Genomic DNA, 18,601 nt, shown 5'->3' with positions numbered 1-18,601 from the left:
CCCCGCGCGCTCCACAGTACGCGCACGGGCATCAGGTTTCAATCCACGCTCCCCGTGGGGGGGAGCGACGGCGGTCAAAAGTCTTGTAGCAAAAGTTCTTCTCAAAGTTTCAATCCACGCTCCCCGTGGGGGGGAGCGACCGCCATTACATCGCTGAGTTCGAGCCGTTCTACACGTTTCAATCCACGCTCCCCGTGGGGGGGAGCGACTCTGACGAGCCGACCAGTCCGGCTTTGATTTTCTCGTTTCAATCCACGCTCCCCGTGGGGGGGAGCGACCCACCGCTCGCCGTCCTCCGGCAGCGGGGCGACAGTTTCAATCCACGCTCCCCGTGGGGGGAGCGACACCGTTCTTTCCTCCGATTCCGGTAGTATCCCCTCAGTTTCAATCCACGCTCCCCGTGGGGGGAGCGACGATTATTAGTATACACTTTTCAATATATTTGTGACAGTTTCAATCCACGCTCCCCGTGGGGGGAGCGACAATATTCGGCTGTAGAGACGATCGTATTAATTGATGTTTCAATCCACGCTCCCCGTGGGGGGAGCGACCGACTGCGAGAGACCTGACAGTACTATTGAACCCAGTTTCAATCCACGCTCCCCGTGGGGGGAGCGACCGACACGGCTCTCAGCAACCAGGTCGTTGTAAGCAGTTTCAATCCACGCTCCCCGTGGGGGGAGCGACTAGTTTGATAGCCATCTCATACCTCACAGCGTCTGTTTCAATCCACGCTCCCCGTGGGGGGAGCGACACGTTGCAGGTGGTGTGTGGGAATTGGAGGCAGGCGTTTCAATCCACGCTCCCCGTGGGGGGAGCGACAAGCCGCCAATAAAATCGAGTTTGCCTTCCTTCCCGGTTTCAATCCACGCTCCCCGTGGGGGGAGCGACAAGCACGGGAGAGGTTGTTACGCCAGAGCAAATCGTTTCAATCCACGCTCCCCGTGGGGGGAGCGACTTTCCCTGCATCCTCCGTGCTGGTATTACTCGTGTTTCAATCCACGCTCCCCGTGGGGGGAGCGACCAAAGGCGAACAACCGGATACGACCGCAGAACAAGTTTCAATCCACGCTCCCCGTGGGGGGAGCGACACTTATCTAAAACCACGATCGGCGTTGACGTTTGGGTTTCAATCCACGCTCCCCGTGGGGGGAGCGACAGTGCATTTTTATCGGTGAGCGACCACGTCATGGTTTCAATCCACGCTCCCCGTGGGGGGAGCGACTGATGGAAGTTGAGCGAATTATTTGCTCACACCTGTTTCAATCCACGCTCCCCGTGGGGGGAGCGACAAGTTAAAAAGTTGCAGAAAGTACTTGACAGCACGGTTTCAATCCACGCTCCCCGTGGGGGGAGCGACAAAGAGGGCAAGTGGGCAAAGCGGTTTAAGAAGTGTTTCAATCCACGCTCCCCGTGGGGGGAGCGACCATTTCAACCTCTTTTCAAGTCGTTTGCAAGCCTCGAGTTTCAATCCACGCTCCCCGTGGGGGGAGCGACACGCTGGCGGTAATTTTACAACGGCTAATGGAGTGTTTCAATCCACGCTCCCCGTGGGGGGAGCGACTGGGGTTCATCGAAAGAATTGAAGAGAAACTTCTGTTTCAATCCACGCTCCCCGTGGGGGGAGCGACGAGGTAAAGTTGGAGATCCCAAAATCTACTTCTGGGTTTCAATCCACGCTCCCCGTGGGGGGAGCGACTTGAGCGGCTCTTATGGCTGGGTCGGTTTGCTCCAAGTTTCAATCCACGCTCCCCGTGGGGGGAGCGACAAATAACCGTAAACACTTTCAACCATATAATTATTGTTTCAATCCACGCTCCCCGTGGGGGGAGCGACCCGGAGGCATATAGGTAGGAAGCACGCTAGAGTAGTTTCAATCCACGCTCCCCGTGGGGGGAGCGACCCGGAAAACCTAACGGTAGTCGCAACTACAGCTGAGTTTCAATCCACGCTCCCCGTGGGGGGAGCGACCGCCAAGACAGTTGGCGCGACCGGCTCGCAGCCTGGTTTCAATCCACGCTCCCCGTGGGGGGAGCGACGATCGCTGGCGGAAAGCGACACCGCTACTCTCGTTGAGTTTCAATCCACGCTCCCCGTGGGGGGAGCGACATCCAAAAGAGGTAAAACCATGGCTAGAACACGTGTTTCAATCCACGCTCCCCGTGGGGGGAGCGACGCGCCAAGACAGTTGGCGCGACCGGCTCGCAGCCTGGTTTCAATCCACGCTCCCCGTGGGGGGAGCGACAAAGCACCGTTCGGGTTCAAAGTGATTGTTCTTTGTTTCAATCCACGCTCCCCGTGGGGGGAGCGACGCTACGAAACCGTCCGCATCTAGCGGACATGTAAGTTTCAATCCACGCTCCCCGTGGGGGGAGCGACGTTACAGATTTACCCTGTTCCGCCCTTCGTCACCCCGTTTCAATCCACGCTCCCCGTGGGGGGAGCGACTGACAATATCTCTATTTTTGTCACAAATATATTGAGTTTCAATCCACGCTCCCCGTGGGGGGAGCGACCCGCGTCCAACTCCGCTTGAGTATCAGCCATGTAGTTTCAATCCACGCTCCCCGTGGGGGGAGCGACCTTGGGCATCCGGTCTCCGTCCAAGGTCTTTGAGGAGTTTCAATCCACGCTCCCCGTGGGGGGAGCGACGAGTCGCAGACATGCGCTCAAATTCGCCAACCACCTGTTTCAATCCACGCTCCCCGTGGGGGGAGCGACTCCAGCGGTTGACCAATGGCCGAGCCACTCAGTGTTTCAATCCACGCTCCCCGTGGGGGGAGCGACGGAGGAGCAAAGTCTACAAATACCCTCCCACCGAGTTTCAATCCACGCTCCCCGTGGGGGGAGCGACCTGTCATCAATCTCGATAATTCCGCACCAGAGGCGTTTCAATCCACGCTCCCCGTGGGGGGAGCGACCATGGCTAGTTTCCTCTGCTTGTTCCAACGCTTCAATGTTTCAATCCACGCTCCCCGTGGGGGGAGCGACAGCAACATCTGGCGGTTTTAATCCCCAAAACGCCAGATGTTGGCTTCGTTCTTTTTCGGTTTCCCGATAATTACCGAAAAACGATCAATCTTTTACCATATTCTGTTGTTAAGGTGCTGTTTTTCCTGCGAACCTCCCTGAATTTTCGTGTGCACTTCAGGTTCGCAACCACTTGCCCTATACTCAGGTTATCAGAGTTCCGGTAATGTCAAGGCTTGGCTTAGCTCCAATATGCTCGATCCGATTTTTCCACTCATCGCCCAAAAAATAAAATCGGAGGCTGTCCTTTTCCTTATCAATCAATTTCTCAAGCCTGGCTCGCAAAAACCGAAAACGGGTCGGGTCAATAACACATTCAAAAACCGAATTCTGCACCCGTTGACCGTAATCCTGACAGGCTTTGGCCACTTTTCTCAAACGCTTTTTTCCCGCTTCGGTTTCGGTGTTGACATCATAGGTAATGAGAACGAACATTTCATACCTCTTCCATAATCACCAAATTACGCATCAGCTCCAGAAAAAAGGAGGATAGGCATCCAAATCGCCGCGCAGGTGACGAGCCAGTAACAGGGCTTGCACATGCGGGATCAAACCAAAGGGAATGCGTTCTTTCAGGTAGGGATGTTCGATTTCTTCCTTTTTACGTTCCTGCCAGGCAGTGATGACCGTTTTCCGGGTTTCATCATCCATCAAAATCCCGCCACTTTCTTTTTGAGTAAATCCTTTGGCAGTGATTTGCCGGCGGTTTACCAGCGAAAGCGCCAATCGGTCGGCAAACACGGGACGCAGTTCTTCCATCATATCCAGAGCAAGCGAAGGCCGACCTGGACGCTCGGTATGAAGAAACCCCACGTATGGATCCAGTCCAACTGCTTCCAAGGCAGAAACCACTTCATTAGTCAGCAAGGTGTAAAGGAACGAAAGCAGGCTGTTCATATTATCTAACGGCGGGCGGCGCGATCTTTCGACAAAGTGAAAATCATCTTTCTGTTGCAAGATCAACTGATCGAAGACCCCAAAATAGATCTTTGCTGCGCTCCCTTCAAATGCCATCAATTCTGCAATGTGTTTGCAGGTGACCAATGCGCTCAAAATTTCCTTTAGGAATGAAGAAGCTTTGGAGAGGGCAACCTTGTCCACCAGCAGTGCATGGTCTCGCAAGGCGCGTTCAATGACTTTGCGGCTGTTATAAACTTTGCCAACCAAAAATGATGAGGCAATTGGCACACTGGGGGTCTCTTCTTCGGAAATTCGATATTGCTTCTTCCGAAGCAGAACATTGCCCTTAATCTTGCCGCTCACCCTCCCAAGAAAACGTCCATTCGGCGAGAGGAATGCCAATCCGATTCCTCTTTCCGCGCAGGCGCCCATCAAAGCCGGACTGGCGCCCTGCCAGTTGAAGCAGACAATATTTTCCAAGTTATGAAGGGGCAGCCGCGTTGAGGTATGCTCATCTTTCTTGATGACAATGTTCTCCCCATCCAGAGAGAGGTAAGTATCGGGTGTGGTTATATACAGGACATTGGCAAGGGTTTTCATCGGTTAGTCATGGTCAATCCACTGATGAATATAGCGGGAAACGGGCATGGATTTTTCTTGCAAGCGCGGCAGACAAATTTCTGCCAGGGAACAGGAACGGCAGGCGCGTGAAGTTCTTACTCTGGGAGTGTATCCGCGTTCGTAGTAGGCATGCATTTCAGCACTGATCTTATCAACCAGCTGACGCAGCTTATCGGTCAATTCTACCGGTGTGCGGTGGCGAGTTTTTGCATAGTATAGATAGCCAACCGGAATGGCTACCGAGAGCATTTCTTCCAGACAGATTGCCTGAGCGCATAATTGAACTTCGTCCACAGGGGTGGATTTTGGGCGGCCACGCTTGTATTCCACCGGCACCGGTAAGAAAGTGCCTTGCCTGCCAGGCAGATTTACACCCACTTCCGACTCGCTGAATTCGACCACATCGCATATACCCGAAAGCCCCAAACGGTAAGAAGCAACCGGTACCGAGCGAGCAATGATGACTCCATTTCGGGTTTCGGTAAAGAAAGGATCATCTACCCGTTGGTGTAAGAGCCTGCCCTCAGCGGTGAAGGTATTTTCTCTCCATTGTTGTTCGACATGAATCAGTGCCCACTGCCGACGGCAAAACATGAAGTGCTGGATGCCGGAAAGGGGCAAAAGGTCATCGGAGGTATATTCGCGGGGCATATCTAGTTCCCTAAAAGGAAATTCCCCGGCTCCCACCCCCCACGTGGGAGCCGGGTTTTCGAAATTGGCTTAGAGCATGGGAATTAGGGTGACTCCAGAGGGTAGGTCATCTTTGTTAACACTCACCTCATAATCATCAAAACTGCGCGGTGGGTTGGCGCCCTCTTTTTTATTGACCCGAATCAGTTCAAACAACCGATGAGCGGGTGCATTTCCCAAATCACTCTCGTGTTTGAAAACAAACAATCTGCGGGTTGCCATTTTTCCGCGCGCCGCCGAACGGTCATGTTCAAACATGTTGATTAACGCCTCCCAAAACAGTTGCAGATCTTCTTCAGAGAAACCGGTTCCTTTGGTCGGGTCATTGGCTAATTTGGCAGAAACATACCCCTCAACACGGTATAAGGCATAGGGGATGATGTGTTTGCGCCCAATCGTGCGCTCTTTGTCTGCTTCTTCCTCTCTTGTGACTGTCAGGCGAGTGATGGTCACTTCTTGTTGAACGATAGGGTCAATGCTCCGGGAGAAGTTCAATTGCACTGGCCCGCGCACCTGACCGCAGTTATCTCCAACGCTCAAAACGGCGCCAAAGGTGCGGATGTCATAAAAGTTCTTGCACATCCACTCGCGGGCTTTGTTTACCCCTTCTACTGAAGCTTTCTTGCCGGGTTCTAAACCAACGGCAAGATAGGCTTCTCTGTGATTGGCATTCAGCGGGATGCCTTCCTTGACATAGATTCGGTAACCGGGTGTATCTCCCTTAATCATCTCCACGTAATTGCGAATTTTTCGCTTCAGGCACACGTCGGTGACAATTCCGTAGCCTGTTTCAGGATCAATGCGTGGCATATTTCCTGCATCAGGATCGCCGTTCGGATTGCCGTTCTCTACGTCGTAGAGCAAAACAAATTCATAGCGGTTGGAAAGGGTAGTCATGAGTTATTCTCCTTTGTTATTTTGGTTTTTTGAAAAAACTTTACAATTTTCCGTCTTGCCGAGGAAGATGGCCAATTCACTTGTTTTGAATACGAGGGTAGCGCTCTCTTTGAAAGTAAATTGATTCGCCGCTTTACCACTTGCGATGACATTAATCATCGGGTTGACTTGTTTCCTCAGCATGATTATCCTTCTTGGTGTAGAAGGCAGCCCGCTGGTGATAGTAGCCCAGAACAAAAATGCCCTGCTCATCCAACGAGAATCGCGATGGAAAGGGTTTTGCCTCGAGCATGCCCAGTAAGTCCTGGATTTTTCTGTCCGATACGCTGCCATATTCGGCTTTCGCCGTCCAATGATGGGCAAGCCGTAGCAGCGTTGGGAAAACACTGGCAGGTGATGCGCAGGCAGAGGTGAAGTAGCGGTCCTTGATGGTGGCATTTATGGTTGTCCCAATAGATTCTCTCTGTACTTTTTCCAGTACAGCGAACAGACGGCCCAGCACGTAGGCCGGGTGAGTGTAGGATTCATTGAGTGACATATGCAAAGCCTCCTGATAGGGATTATTGCCTTGACGGCGATACTTTCGGATGAGATGCGCCTTGAGATAGGCAGCGCGGATATAGTTGATTTTGATACTTCTTTGTCTTCCTCCTTCACTGGATTCATCGGTATCATGGCGAATACGATTCAGAATGGCTGCGTACAAACCTTCGGGGTAAGGCGTTCCCGTGAGAATCGAACGGATGAATGCACCGCCTAACAGTGACCAGGATTTTTTTACTTCTTCATCGCGTGAGGTCACTTTGGGCGAAACACATTCGGCAAGGATGCGATAGGGCGAGATATATGTCGGCTGGTTGACATATTCCTTCTCGATTTGCAGGTCTTCATAGTGCTGCATGATGCGTTCGGCGAACACGCCAAACGGCTGGGTGAGAAAGAAGCGCACAGACAAACGCGCTGCGCTCGGGGCTAATCCCAAAATATTGAATCGCGTGTTTTTGTCCAATTCTTTTTCAATTTGTTTGTGTAACTCGGCAAGGTCAATGGCTTTTACCTGCCATACAGATTCGGCTACTTCGCCAAGCGTTCTTTCTGCTTGTTTGGCACGTTTCCGTTTTTCCTCACTTTTGGTTTCTTCGGTTTCTTCTTCCCCCTGCCCCTGTTGGAATTCTGGATTCAGGAAAGAGTAGAAAGCGCTTGCGTAACGTTTTTCGGGCGCATCCGCCCAATAGACCACGGTGGTATCACCAAAGTAAATTTTGCGATTCGGGTTTTGGTTGGAAAGCAGATAATTGAGCGCCACACCATATCCTGATGCGACCCGCTTGCTCACGGGCGCATTCGAGCCTTGTTCTCTGCCATAAGATGTAAATGCATCCAGGTTGAAGCTAACCAGAGAAGCGCCTTTGCTTTGGGCATCTCGAACTCCTTTTATGTCTGGATGCAGACGTTCAACCGGCTCAATTTCACCAGTGACCAGACATTGCATGACAGCCGCTTTTTGCCCGGTTTTATACTCCTCCCAAACGCTCCTGACTTGAGGGTCGTCCAGCACATTCTTGCCTTCAACCTGAAAGATAAGATTACCACCTTCCATCAATCCTTCCAGATGGCGTGAAATTACGGGATTCTGTAAAGCGGTTGAGGGATCGTATTTTTGCAAGAAAGAAATCACTGCACGAGCTAAAGGGGTATTAACTCCAGAAAGAATTTCTACATTTAGTTTCCGAAAAGCCTCAAATCGCTTTTGGGAATACTCCGGGTCTTTTGCTTCTTTTCCGGTGAGCCCAAGGACATAAGCAGCGTTATCACACAGGAAATTTGCCGCAACGTTGACACTACGCTTGACTTGCTCTGGTACATTCATTCGGCGGGGTCTCTCCACTGTCTTTTTCCCGGATTGAACAGGGACAAACAGCGGTACGATGTCTAGCAGATCACCGTTTTCAGATAAATTGAGAGCATAACTGACAGGGGCATTGCTATAGCCGGGCTCGGCAATCTCTACGTCGGGGTCTTCGCGCAAAATCTGGTAGTAGTTATAGAGCGATTGCAAGATCATCGCCGCACCTCCTCAGGCTTCGGCACAACAATAACGCCATTTTCCATAACCGCTCGGAAGAACATTGGCTGAATGTCGCGAGGGTTGGAGAAATCCAGGTCGTAAAGCATGTAACCCAGGTCACGCTTGCCCACAAGCGGGCTTTTGGGGATGTCGTCTTTATCCTCGATGAGCGTTACCTTGGCAGGAAACTCACGAGTCCCCAGGCAGGGGGTGTGAAAGCGCTGACCGTTACGCAGACGGCGCAAAACCACGTTGTAATGCTTCTCCTGTGTATCGTCCGGGCCGGCCTTGTCTGTCAAATCGAAATGCGCCTCGATGACATAATCCACATCTTTTAAAACCATTGCAGCGCGCTGTTGACGAGTTTCGGTAGCAGCGATGTAGAGCGGTTTTTGCGCGCCCTTCATCACTTGCAAGGCATTGTCCACCGATGCTTTACTGCTCACCTCGTTGCGACGAATGTTGGTAAATTGAATTTCGCGCAGGACATGGATTTTATCAATTACCCAACGGATAGCGGGTTTCCAATAAACCGCCTCGATAATCCCGCGTGCCGCCGAGGGCGTGATGACATCGTAACTGACGCGCTCCACTTTCATTTCGGGGCGAGTGAACAGGGCATAAGAGCCTTCAACGCGGATGATGATGCCGTATCCCATAATTTGAACCTCCTTTCGTGATTGTCAATGCGAGGTGTAAAATAACGAGAGATCTTCCGCTTCTGCAGGGAAATGGCTGCGGTAGACTTCACTCTCCTCGCAGTGGTTGAATTAGAACAGTAACCCATCCCCGCCACCGTTTTCGGGGATAAGAAGACCGCAATGCGGGTCATAGTACGCTTGCAGGTTGTCGGGGTTCAGGAAATGATAGGTATCTTCAATAGTCAAAACGACTCCTTTCGAACTGAGTTTATCGAACTCGCTCTTATAAATAGAAACTGTGTAGGGCTGAAGTTTCCGCAAGGTAGAGAATGGATACTTGGTATATTTCAATTCTTCAATCAGTTTTTTAGCCTCCTCGTTAAAGGGAATAATGACCGTTACGGTTGGGTCTTCGATGATTTGGAACGCCCGCGACGCCGTCTCAAATTTGAACCTGCCCTCGTCATCCTCAAAGCAATCCATAATACGTTTGAAGTCAAATGCCAGAGGGTCTTGCAAGTTATACAAATGTCCGAAAAATGCTTGAATAGCGGGGATGGAAATCGGCGCTTTGGCATGATCACGCAAGACCATGCGAGCAACTTCCGCCGCCTGTTTGATAAAAGAAGGCGTCTTATTGATGAATTCCGACTTTGGCTCGAAAACAAACAGATAGCCTGACGGTTGCCGCATCTCGCGGTTGACGCGTCCTGCCGCCTGGTTGATGGAATCCAGCCCTGAAAGGGCGCGATAGCCGATGGGAAAATCCAGATCAATCCCTGCTTCCATTACCGTGGTTGAGACCACGCGGCAGGATTTTCCGCTCGACAATCTCTTTTTGATTTCCTCCAATTTGGCGCGGCGGTGCACCGGGCACATTAGAGTCGAAAGGTGGAAATTTCCATCGCCCTGTAAGCCCTTGAATAATCCGCTAGCGTGGCGGCGGGTGTTGACAATGCACAGAACCTGGTCATGCCGATTCAGACGATCTAACAATTCCACGTCGGTGAGCGTCCCAAGATTCTGCACATCCACTCGCTTATAAAAATCGAATAATTCCTGCGGGTTGGGTGCGAGTTCTTTAACTTCGGTCCCCAAGGGTAGGAAACGTTCCAAGCGGGGCTGGGTAGCAGTACAAAAGAGGGCGCTTACGCCGTAATTGGTGACCAATTCCCATACCGCCGCCATTGCTGGGCGCATGTACTCCCGCGGTAACATTTGGGCTTCATCAAAAATAATCACGCTTTTTGCAATGTTATGTAGCTTTCGGCAGCGCGATGACTTGTTAGCAAACAGCGATTCGAAAAACTGCACATTGGTTGTGACCACAATTGGAATCTCCCAGTTCTCCGCCGCTAGTTTGAGTTTGGCAAGAACACTGTTGGTACGGTTGTCGGCATCCTCACGGTTTTTACCTTCCCAATCGAAATTGGAGTGATGTTCCAGTACCTGCTCTTCACCGAAAATATTCTTGAAAACCCCGGCGTTTTGCTCGATGATGGTCGTGAAGGGGATCACATAGATGACACGTCTTAAGCCGTATTCAGCAGCATGATGAAGTGCAAACGCCATTGAAGCGAGCGTCTTCCCTCCGCCTGTTGGCACAGTAAGCGAGAAGAAGCCGGGTTTTTCAGTTTTTGCTTTTTCGATACAGGCGTGAAGTATTTCGTTGCGCTTTTGGTTGATTTCGCTGGTCGGTTTCTCAAATTGCCTTAAGTGCTGATCCAGTTTTCCCCGCAATTCAGGGATCTTGTCATACTCGCCGCGAGGTTTTTTACCCCTCATATAGGTTTCCGTTTCCTGAAAATCGGCATCAACCAGGGCAGAATAAATCATACGCGCCATAAAAGAGAGTGAGAACCCAAAATAATTTTTGGGTGGCTTTTGAGGGATAATTGGCAGGTGCAATGGACGAAAAGGTAAATTTAGCGGAAGCGACAACTCCGTAACATCTAATTCGTTTTTATACGCACTGTAATCGGGAATGACATTCTTTAGCCGTGCACAGAGGGTGCCTCCTTCCAAATCAGTTTCGCTACCGTAATCGGGCAAGCCGGCATGATGCCCCAAGATGGGATATGCTAGAAGATAAGCAAAGGGTCGCTGTGGCTTATCTTTGAAAAGGCTAATAAGTTCTTTCGCGCCAGCAGTAGAGTGATCAACACGCCTCCCACTGCCTACAAGCCGCTTTTGAAATTCATCTGAGTATTTGCCTAAATCGTGGAGCAGCCCAGTGATGTAAGCAAAATCCGCAACGTTGGCGTCCTTGCCAAAGTCGCGCGCCATTGCTGCTGTGTTCCTCAAATGCTCAATAAGGGGCTGCCAGTTTTCAGAATCTTCATCCTCACGACGGTGGGCAAAGAAACGAGGGCGCACCGTATTAAGATCTCCCATCCCATACAATTTTGCCATTCTTCTGGCTTCTTTTTCCAACGCGGAGCGCAGATCTGGCGGTTCCAGCACTTCCACATCGGCGCCCCATCCTCGTATCCAGGGGAGCATCTCGCGCCAATCGGCAATTTCCACGCTCCAGATTCGACCGCCATCTTCGGTTTTCTCGACGCGCTCTAACGGATGCCAGATACTTTCCTCTAACCGTTGAATGACGGTTGGAGAGGGGAAAAACCGCAGTTTTACGGTAACCGGTTCGCGGTCGGCATACCAGATTCCCCAGGCATGTTTCAACAAGTCCTCTGAGCTAAAAGATGAGGGAATTGCAAAAGTTTCGCTGGTCAGGAAGGCGGAAAGGATTCGGTCTATTTTGAAGGGATAAATTTTATCGTTGAAGTCGCTTTGAGCAATGACATAGACACTGTCACTCCAGATAGAAGGTTCGATCAGATAGGGACTGATAGTGTGCCGCGTAATTTCATCATGCCCCAGACGTTGATATTCCATTCGGACTTTGCGCTGCTCCACCCATGCCTGAGCAATGGTTTCAAGGATTTTGATCTTTTCCGGTTTTTTCTCTTGATTCAAGAGACGGTTGGCAGAGTTCAGCAGTTGTTCCGTCATTGGCTGGCGTAAGACCGCAGCCAGTTTTTCGACGGCGTTGGCAGCGGGGGGGTGATAAACTCGGGTTTGGCGGGCTATTTTGCTGGCAGCCAGATAGAGGGTAAGTGCTTCGAGAAGGTTGACCTTGATTTCTGAAAGCAGTTTTGAGCGAGGAATGTGATACCGTCCATTTTGATCTTTTTCTATCGGATATTCACGGGAAAGTTCGATTCGATCCCGATAAATTTGTGTTCTGTTTACTCCCAACCGTTCAGCCAGTTCCTTATCGGAATATGCCCGTTGAATGTATAATCGTTTCATTTCTTCCAATCGTTCGGATTTGGTCAGTCCACTCATCTTTGCATCCTATTATCATTTATGAATTTTTTTGACGTTTGTGCTTTCAAATCAAGAAGTCTTTGAAATCCATATCATTTGATTAATCAAAATAGAGAAGGCGTTACAGACTTATCTATATCTTACAGAATAGATGTTGCAAGTACTGCAACAAACTACATATTTTGTTGAAATCCGAGCATTTTTTATACCTTGTTAAGCTGTAAAACTTGTGAGAGTAGAGTTGGGGGAATAGGAGATTTCATGGATAAAGTCACTATGTTGAAAGAACAGCCCCCTGCTTTCTGACAAATCACTGTCTGTACGCGGAAACCAACTAAGTAGGTACAGAAAAGATAAAATTACTGCGCAAAGAATCTGTTGTACTCCCTAGCGGTTCACTTGCGCGGGCGGCAAAAGTTTGCTATGCTTGTTTTTGCCGCAACGCGCCTTCACCGCGTTGCCGTCTCAGCCTCGCCGATACCAGCGGTGGGGCTGAATTTGTCTTTCCCAATAGTATAGCAAAAATTTATATTTTCAAGACCGTTTTGAGGTGGCAGAATCGGAATACCAAAAAATTACCACCAATTAACGGAGGATGCTATGTTGTTTAGCACTGCGGTCAAACAATTTATCGAAGAACGGATTGCTATGCGATACTCACCGCATACCATCCGGGATTATGGTGTCACCTTCAGAAAGTTCCTTGCCTTCTTTGGTGATTTGGAGTTTGAGACTATCAGTAAGCAACACATCATTCAATTCATGGCTACACAATCGAATGTGTCGGCAAAAACGCTCCGAAATCATCATGCAGATTTATCAGCATTGTGGCAGTGGGCAGTTCAGCAGGGGGTGTGTAAGGAGAATCCTGTCCGTCAAATTAAAGCCCCGGTTGCCGAAAAGAAAACTATTATCCCTATTTCGAAAAAGGAAATCTGTGCTTTATTGGAGAGCGCTTCTCAATCTCATTATCCTTTACGTGATCGAGCCATCATTCTCACCCTGTTGGATACTGGGATTAGAGCAACAGAATTGTGCAATTTGCGAATCAAAGATTTGAATCGTGTTACAGGGCATATTAGAGTTATTGGGAAAGGGAAAAAAGAGCGTTTGGTCCCCATTTCCAGGGAGACCATAGGGGTGATTGATGAATATCTTGCCAATCGAAAAGAGAGTTCCTCTTCTTCCCCATTATTTGCTTTAAAGAGTGGAAAACCAATGGAGCGATGTAAATTGAGAAAGATTTTGTCAGAGATTGGGGATAAAAGCAATATCAGTCACGTTTTTCCTCACCGATTCAGACATACATTTGCCATCAAATTTCTGAGAAATGGAGGAAATATTTATTCGCTTCAAAAAATCTTGTGACATTCAACCCTGGATATGGTTAAGCGGTATTTGATGATTGTCCAAAGCGATTTAGACCATGACCATGCGATTGCGTCACCCGTCAAGTGCTGGCACTTAGCATAGTAACCAATTGGAAAATGCCGCTGATTTCACGGTTCGGGTCCGTGAGGTCGGCGGTTCAAATCCGCCCGCCCCGACAGAAATCAGATGAGAATGAACCCGACATCCTCTTTTTTTATGTGTCGGTGGTTCTCCCATCGAGGGATAAAACAATTTGATGATCGCGCTAATCAAGGGGATTCTCGCGGTTTGGAGTTTTTCTTCAAAAATACCGTAACTTTTGATAAAACCCTCTTCTTTCAGCTTTATAGAGAAAAAGGGGAAAATGCAAAAAGTTGCCCTTATCAACTTGTCAGGATGAACGATCTAGATTTGGGGCGGTTTTTGAAAACGGTAAGGTATTACAAAAAAACCAAACAGCGGTTCACCGGTGGATTGGATGAAAAGCGGGGCGGTTGCGTTTTTACCCATGAAAAAACGGATGACAGGATTCAGGTGTGGATGATTTGGGTCATAAAGGGAGATTGAGATTTGCTCAAACGCCGGATCAAGCTCATAACCGGTGGCAAGTACCTGATGATTTTGGGTTGGGCTTTGCACGCCGCGCACGCGTACCAAACCCAGTACGGCCGGTTCACCCTTTTGAAGGAGACGCTTCATTTTAGGGATTTCATACCTCTTAATGCGGGTTACAATTTGTTTTTCATCAATAATCATCCATTCCATGAATTTAAGTACTGTAAAAACTTTCAAACTGTCTAACTGGCGATCACAAAGGAATCCGAACAATTGGGGATCAATTTCTTGCGGGGTTTGGAATGGAGGGGGTAACTGGTTGGCGTGAAAATAATCCAGCGCTGCAAAACACATTCCGCCGCATAACCCAAACGTGATCTCGTTGAGGTTGATTGTTCCAGCATAGGGTAAATTCATGAAAACCGGAAATTGAAGTTGAAAGGAGTTGATGAAACGGAAACGATGCTGAAAGGAAAAAGCACTTGAAAATTTTTCCATAATTACTCACCGAGTCACGAAAGCATCTTTTTTCCCGCCTGGAAAGCGGAGAATTTAATCTAATTGTAGAAAATTTTACTGATGAAGTAAAGAATAAAAGGCAAATTTTATGATCAAATCACTCATTATTTCCAAGAGGGTGAAAACAAAAATCATCCTATGTTGGAGGAATTGTTAGGTAGTAAAATCAAAAATAAGAATTGTATTCATCAGATTAACCACCCAATGGAGGAAAGCATGAGGCGCGCTCAGTATTTAGGGACATTTTTATTGATTTTAAGCCTGTTAGTGGCTTGTGCACCGGCCAGTCAACCAACGACTGCGCCGACCAATCCGCCGGTGGAATTACCCACCTCTGCTCCTCAGCCCACACCGACCCAACAGGTTGATGTGCTGAGCCTGTTACGCAGCGCCACCGTGCAAATTGAGGCGCAGGGTAGTTTCGTGGATCCGGAATTGGGCAGCCTTTATAACGTGGCCGGGCGTGGTACCGGTTTTATTATTGATCCTTCCGGCATCGCTGTAACCAATAATCATGTGGTTACAGGGGCAGCGCTGCTCAAGGTCTTTCTGGCAGGTGAAACACGTCCGCGCAATGCCAAAATACTGGGCGTTTCGGAATGCTGGGATCTGGCAGTGATTGATATCGAGGGGGATGATTTTCCATTTCTGACCTTCTATGAAGGTGAAATTACCCCTGGCCTCGAAGTTTATGCGGCTGGTTTTCCGTTAGGCGATCCTGAATACACGTTGACCAAAGGGATTGTATCCAAAGCCAATGCGGATGGTGAGTCTTTTTGGGCGTCAGTACCGGCTGTCATTGAACATGATGCCCGCATCCGCGGTGGCAATTCCGGCGGCCCGCTGGTGAATATGCAGGGCCAGGTCGTCGGGGTCAATTATGCCGGCAATGACCGCTTTGACCAAAACTTTGCCATCCGCGGCAAGGATGCCCTCAAAGTGATTGAAATCCTCAAAGCAGGGCAGGATTATGAATCCATCGGCATTAATGGCCAGGCGGTTGTTTCGGAGGATGGCAGCCTGTCAGGTATTTGGGTGGCCTCGGTGAAATCGGGTTCTCCGGCTGGTAAGGCTGGTCTGCAAGGGGGTGACATTATCACCCTGATGGAAGGTCTGGTGCTGGCAACCGATGGTCAGATGACCGATTACTGCAATATTTTGCGCACTCGCAACGCCAGTGATGTGCTAGCCATTGAAGTTCTCCGCTTCGGCACTCAGGAAGTTTTGGCAGGTGAATTGAACGGAAAACCGTTAGAAACCAAATTTTCCTTCGCCCAGCAATTGGAGGAGGATGTTTCCGGGGGAAGCGGGCAGGCCTATGGCGATTATGTGCTGGTGCAGGATGATTATGGAGCAATTCAGGTTGCCATCCCATCTACATGGACACAGGTAGACGGCTCTCCGTGGGTTTCGGATGGGGAAGTGATTGGTTCCTCTATCAGCGCTGCGGCGAACCTGGATCGTTTCAATAACGCGTTTGATGAACCCGGCATTTTCTTCGGCGTATCCGATCAGGTGGCAAAACTGGCTGGCTACATCCAATTACTGGATTACTACAAATCCGTTTTTCAGTCATCCTGCAAGTGGCAAATCCGCGAAAAATACGAAGATAATGCTTTCGAAGGCTCGTATGATGTTTACAAAAACTGCGAAGGCGCGGGCAACTTGTTTATCGTGCTTACTGCCCGTCCTAAGGTGGATAAAACTTCTTTACTGGTATCGGTCTTATTCAACGCCATGACGGATGCGGATCTAAAGGCATTTGATCAAGTGCTGGCAACTTTTGATGTTGTAGGGGCTTTACCTTAAGGTTGTAGCAAATTTTTCGTTGACAAGGGGCTGAAACCCATTCAGCCCCTTTTTTATTGGTAGAATCACGTTACTTACTGTTTGAATTCAACAAAAGGAGTTTGACCATGAATCAAAAAAAGCGGATGATCCTGATAGTGGGTATGATTTTAATGCTGGTTTCGCTGGCTTGCAATCTGAGCCTTCAGGATGGCAAGTTATCCATCCCGATTACTTTGAAGGAGGATACCATCAAGCAAATCATCTCGACTGCTCAATCGGCGGCCGCTTCTCAGGGTGAAAAACTGCCGCTTATTGAAGTCGAAGATATTGAATTCGTTGAACCCGACCGAATCGTTGCGAAAGGCCAGTATCAGGCGCTGGGCGGTCAACGGTTGAACGGACAGGTGGAACTTAAGTTTTCGGTTGTTAACGACCAGCCAAAAGTAGAGGTGACCGCCATTAACATTCCGGGTGTTGATCTTGCCAGCGATGCCGTTAAAAAAGTCAACGAAGCGCTTTCCAAAGTGATTCGGGATCAGGTGAATCAGGCTGGTGAAGGCGCAGTCATCAAATCCATCACGGTTGAAGCGGATGCCTTGAAAATTCTGGTGGAGGTTACTGTGCGCCGCTGAGGGTCAATTCCTCAAATTACGCTGATGCGGTTGCGGCCTTTTTCCTTTGCCTGATAGAGCGCTCGGTCAGCGGCGTTACTGATCGCAATTGCGCTTTTGAACTGCGGGAAGGAAGCAATACCGGCGCTGAATGTGACCGTAAAAACTCCCTCAGGGCCGAGGTGGTGCAGGCGGGCAAAACTTTCCCGCAGTTTATCAACCACCGATGCGGCTTCAGCTGCGGTTGTATTGGGAAAAATGATGGAAAATTCCTCCCCTCCATAACGGCCAATTAAGTCAGTCCGGCGTAATCGTTGCTTAAGCAGGCGAGCCAGGCTCTTGAGCACCCGGTCACCGGCAGAATGCCCGTAACGGTCATTGACGTTCTTGAAATGATCAAGATCAATCATTGCAAAAGAAAGCGGTTGTTTGTCTCGTTCAGAACGGAGTAATTCCTTGACAAGTCGTTCTTTGATGGTGGTGTGATTGAGCAGATTGGTTAAGCCGTCATAAATCATCAAGGAACGCAATTTCCGGTATCTTTCGATGCGAGAAGTGACTGAGGCTATCAGGTGCTCGGGTTTGACGGGTTTGATCAGGAAATCATCGGCGCCCATCATCAAAGCGGCCAGTTGACGTTCGCGATCCGTCTCGGCAGACAGAAAAACGATTGGCACCGATACGAAGTTTTCCATCTGGCGGATCATGCGCGCCAGTTCAATTCCATTGCAGTCTGGCAGGTACATATCCAGAAGAATCAGATCGGGGTTAAATTCGATCATGGGTTGGATCATCTGGCGCGGGTCGGTGACGATGCGGGTTTGCATACCCACTTTTTCCAGATGCATGGCATAAAAACTTGCCTGCGAAAGGACATCATCAATGATCAAAATCCGATTAGGAATCGTAGGTGCCGGATTGGCGAACTCATCCAGAGAACCGATCAAGGTACTGATATCAACCGGATGGGTGAAAAAGGCTGATCCGCCCGCGCGTACTACTCTCAGCCTTAAGTCGAAATTATCCTCAGCACTGATGATTATCAGCGGCAGGTTATTGGATTGTTTTTTGAGTTTTTGCGCCAGGTCTTCGTAATCTTCAAAAGAAAGCGTTTTAGAGTCCACAAAGACGAGGATAGCATTGGGTAAGGACCAGCGCAAGGCAGAAATTAAATCATCTGATTTTGTAAACTGATTAATCTGGTAACCAAAGGCGCTGATTTGCCCGGTGAGTTCTTGTGCTTCTTGTTGATCCCGAATAAAGAGAAAGATGCGATAATTCAGCTTTGGCTTATAAACCGATGAAACCATAAAAGAATCATCGGACATCAGATAATTTGTCATAGGGATCGTTCGTTTCTGGTTGGGGTCAAAGGGTAATTTTCCCGAATCCAAAAATTTTATTTGATTATATCTGATTCTTCATCAAAAGCAAAAACTTTTATCAGGAGATTGTTGAAAAACAAACAACTGGGATTGACGAAAAGGGGAAAACCTTAATACAATCGAACCAAACCACTTTGGAGATCAGCGGGATGGAAAAGCAGCGTTTCGAAGAAACCGGCAAAGGATCAT

12 protein-coding genes are annotated in these 18,601 nt (G+C 49.1%); 3 read left to right on the top strand and 9 right to left on the bottom strand.

Translation table 11 applies throughout. From position 1 onward, the window contains the following. Positions 1-3,174 precede the first annotated feature (3,174 nt). The 7 genes from cas2 to AC812_RS16380 all read right to left on the bottom strand — a co-directional run bounded on the left by cas2 (position 3,175) and on the right by AC812_RS16380 (position 12,198). Positions 3,175-3,465 (bottom strand): CRISPR-associated endonuclease Cas2, encoded by a 291-nt coding sequence (gene cas2 / locus AC812_RS16410; RefSeq protein WP_061914935.1) that lies wholly within the window; start codon positions 3,463-3,465, stop codon positions 3,175-3,177. A 33-nt stretch (positions 3,466-3,498) separates the two neighbouring features. Further along, entirely contained in the window at positions 3,499-4,530 is a 1,032-nt protein-coding gene (gene cas1c / locus AC812_RS16405; RefSeq protein WP_061914938.1) for a type I-C CRISPR-associated endonuclease Cas1c, read from the bottom strand. A 3-nt stretch (positions 4,531-4,533) separates the two neighbouring features. Further along, positions 4,534-5,202: a CRISPR-associated protein Cas4 gene (gene cas4 / locus AC812_RS16400; RefSeq protein ID WP_061914940.1), complete on the bottom strand. Its 669-nt coding sequence runs from the start codon at positions 5,200-5,202 to the stop codon at positions 4,534-4,536. A 69-nt stretch (positions 5,203-5,271) separates the two neighbouring features. After that, complete coding sequence (gene cas7c / locus AC812_RS16395) at positions 5,272-6,138, bottom strand: type I-C CRISPR-associated protein Cas7/Csd2 (RefSeq protein ID WP_061914943.1); 867 nt, start codon at positions 6,136-6,138, stop codon at positions 5,272-5,274. Between the two features lie 151 nt (positions 6,139-6,289). Then, a complete protein-coding gene (gene cas8c / locus AC812_RS16390) occupies positions 6,290-8,203 on the bottom strand; it encodes a type I-C CRISPR-associated protein Cas8c/Csd1 (RefSeq protein WP_061914945.1) in 1,914 nt (637 codons plus the stop codon). Further along, the gene (gene cas5c / locus AC812_RS16385) at positions 8,200-8,865 is read right to left on the bottom strand and encodes a type I-C CRISPR-associated protein Cas5c (RefSeq protein ID WP_061914948.1); all 666 of its coding nucleotides are present in this window, start codon (positions 8,863-8,865) and stop codon (positions 8,200-8,202) included. Before cas5c ends, cas8c begins: the two co-directional genes overlap by 4 nt. A 111-nt stretch (positions 8,866-8,976) precedes the next feature. Then, positions 8,977-12,198, bottom strand: coding sequence for a CRISPR-associated helicase/endonuclease Cas3 (locus AC812_RS16380; protein ID WP_061914950.1), 3,222 nt, complete (start codon positions 12,196-12,198; stop codon positions 8,977-8,979). Between the two features lie 582 nt (positions 12,199-12,780). Here AC812_RS16380 and AC812_RS16375 point away from each other — a divergent pair. Next, the gene (locus AC812_RS16375) at positions 12,781-13,548 is read left to right on the top strand and encodes a tyrosine-type recombinase/integrase (RefSeq protein WP_061914953.1); all 768 of its coding nucleotides are present in this window, start codon (positions 12,781-12,783) and stop codon (positions 13,546-13,548) included. A gap of 408 nt (positions 13,549-13,956) precedes the next feature. Here AC812_RS16375 and AC812_RS16370 read toward each other — a convergent pair whose 3' ends face one another. Next, complete coding sequence (locus AC812_RS16370) at positions 13,957-14,604, bottom strand: hypothetical protein (protein ID WP_061914956.1); 648 nt, start codon at positions 14,602-14,604, stop codon at positions 13,957-13,959. A gap of 237 nt (positions 14,605-14,841) precedes the next feature. Here AC812_RS16370 and AC812_RS16365 point away from each other — a divergent pair, with 237 nt between their 5' ends. Then, entirely contained in the window at positions 14,842-16,434 is a 1,593-nt protein-coding gene (locus AC812_RS16365; RefSeq protein WP_061914959.1) for a S1C family serine protease, read from the top strand. A 107-nt stretch (positions 16,435-16,541) separates the two neighbouring features. Beyond that, the gene (locus tag AC812_RS16360; RefSeq protein ID WP_061914962.1) at positions 16,542-17,048 is read left to right on the top strand and encodes a hypothetical protein; all 507 of its coding nucleotides are present in this window, start codon (positions 16,542-16,544) and stop codon (positions 17,046-17,048) included. A gap of 11 nt (positions 17,049-17,059) precedes the next feature. Here the strand turns inward: AC812_RS16360 and AC812_RS16355 are convergent, their stop codons facing one another. Continuing rightward, a complete protein-coding gene (locus AC812_RS16355) occupies positions 17,060-18,370 on the bottom strand; it encodes a response regulator (RefSeq protein WP_061914965.1) in 1,311 nt (436 codons plus the stop codon). Positions 18,371-18,601 lie beyond the last annotated feature (231 nt).

Origin of the sequence: Bellilinea caldifistulae (genome assembly GCF_001306055.1) — a bacterium.
Lineage (GTDB): Bacteria > Chloroflexota > Anaerolineae > Anaerolineales > Anaerolineaceae > Bellilinea > Bellilinea caldifistulae.
The sequence above is the reverse complement of the archived record's forward strand: the minus strand, read 5'-3'. Positions and strand labels throughout refer to the sequence as shown.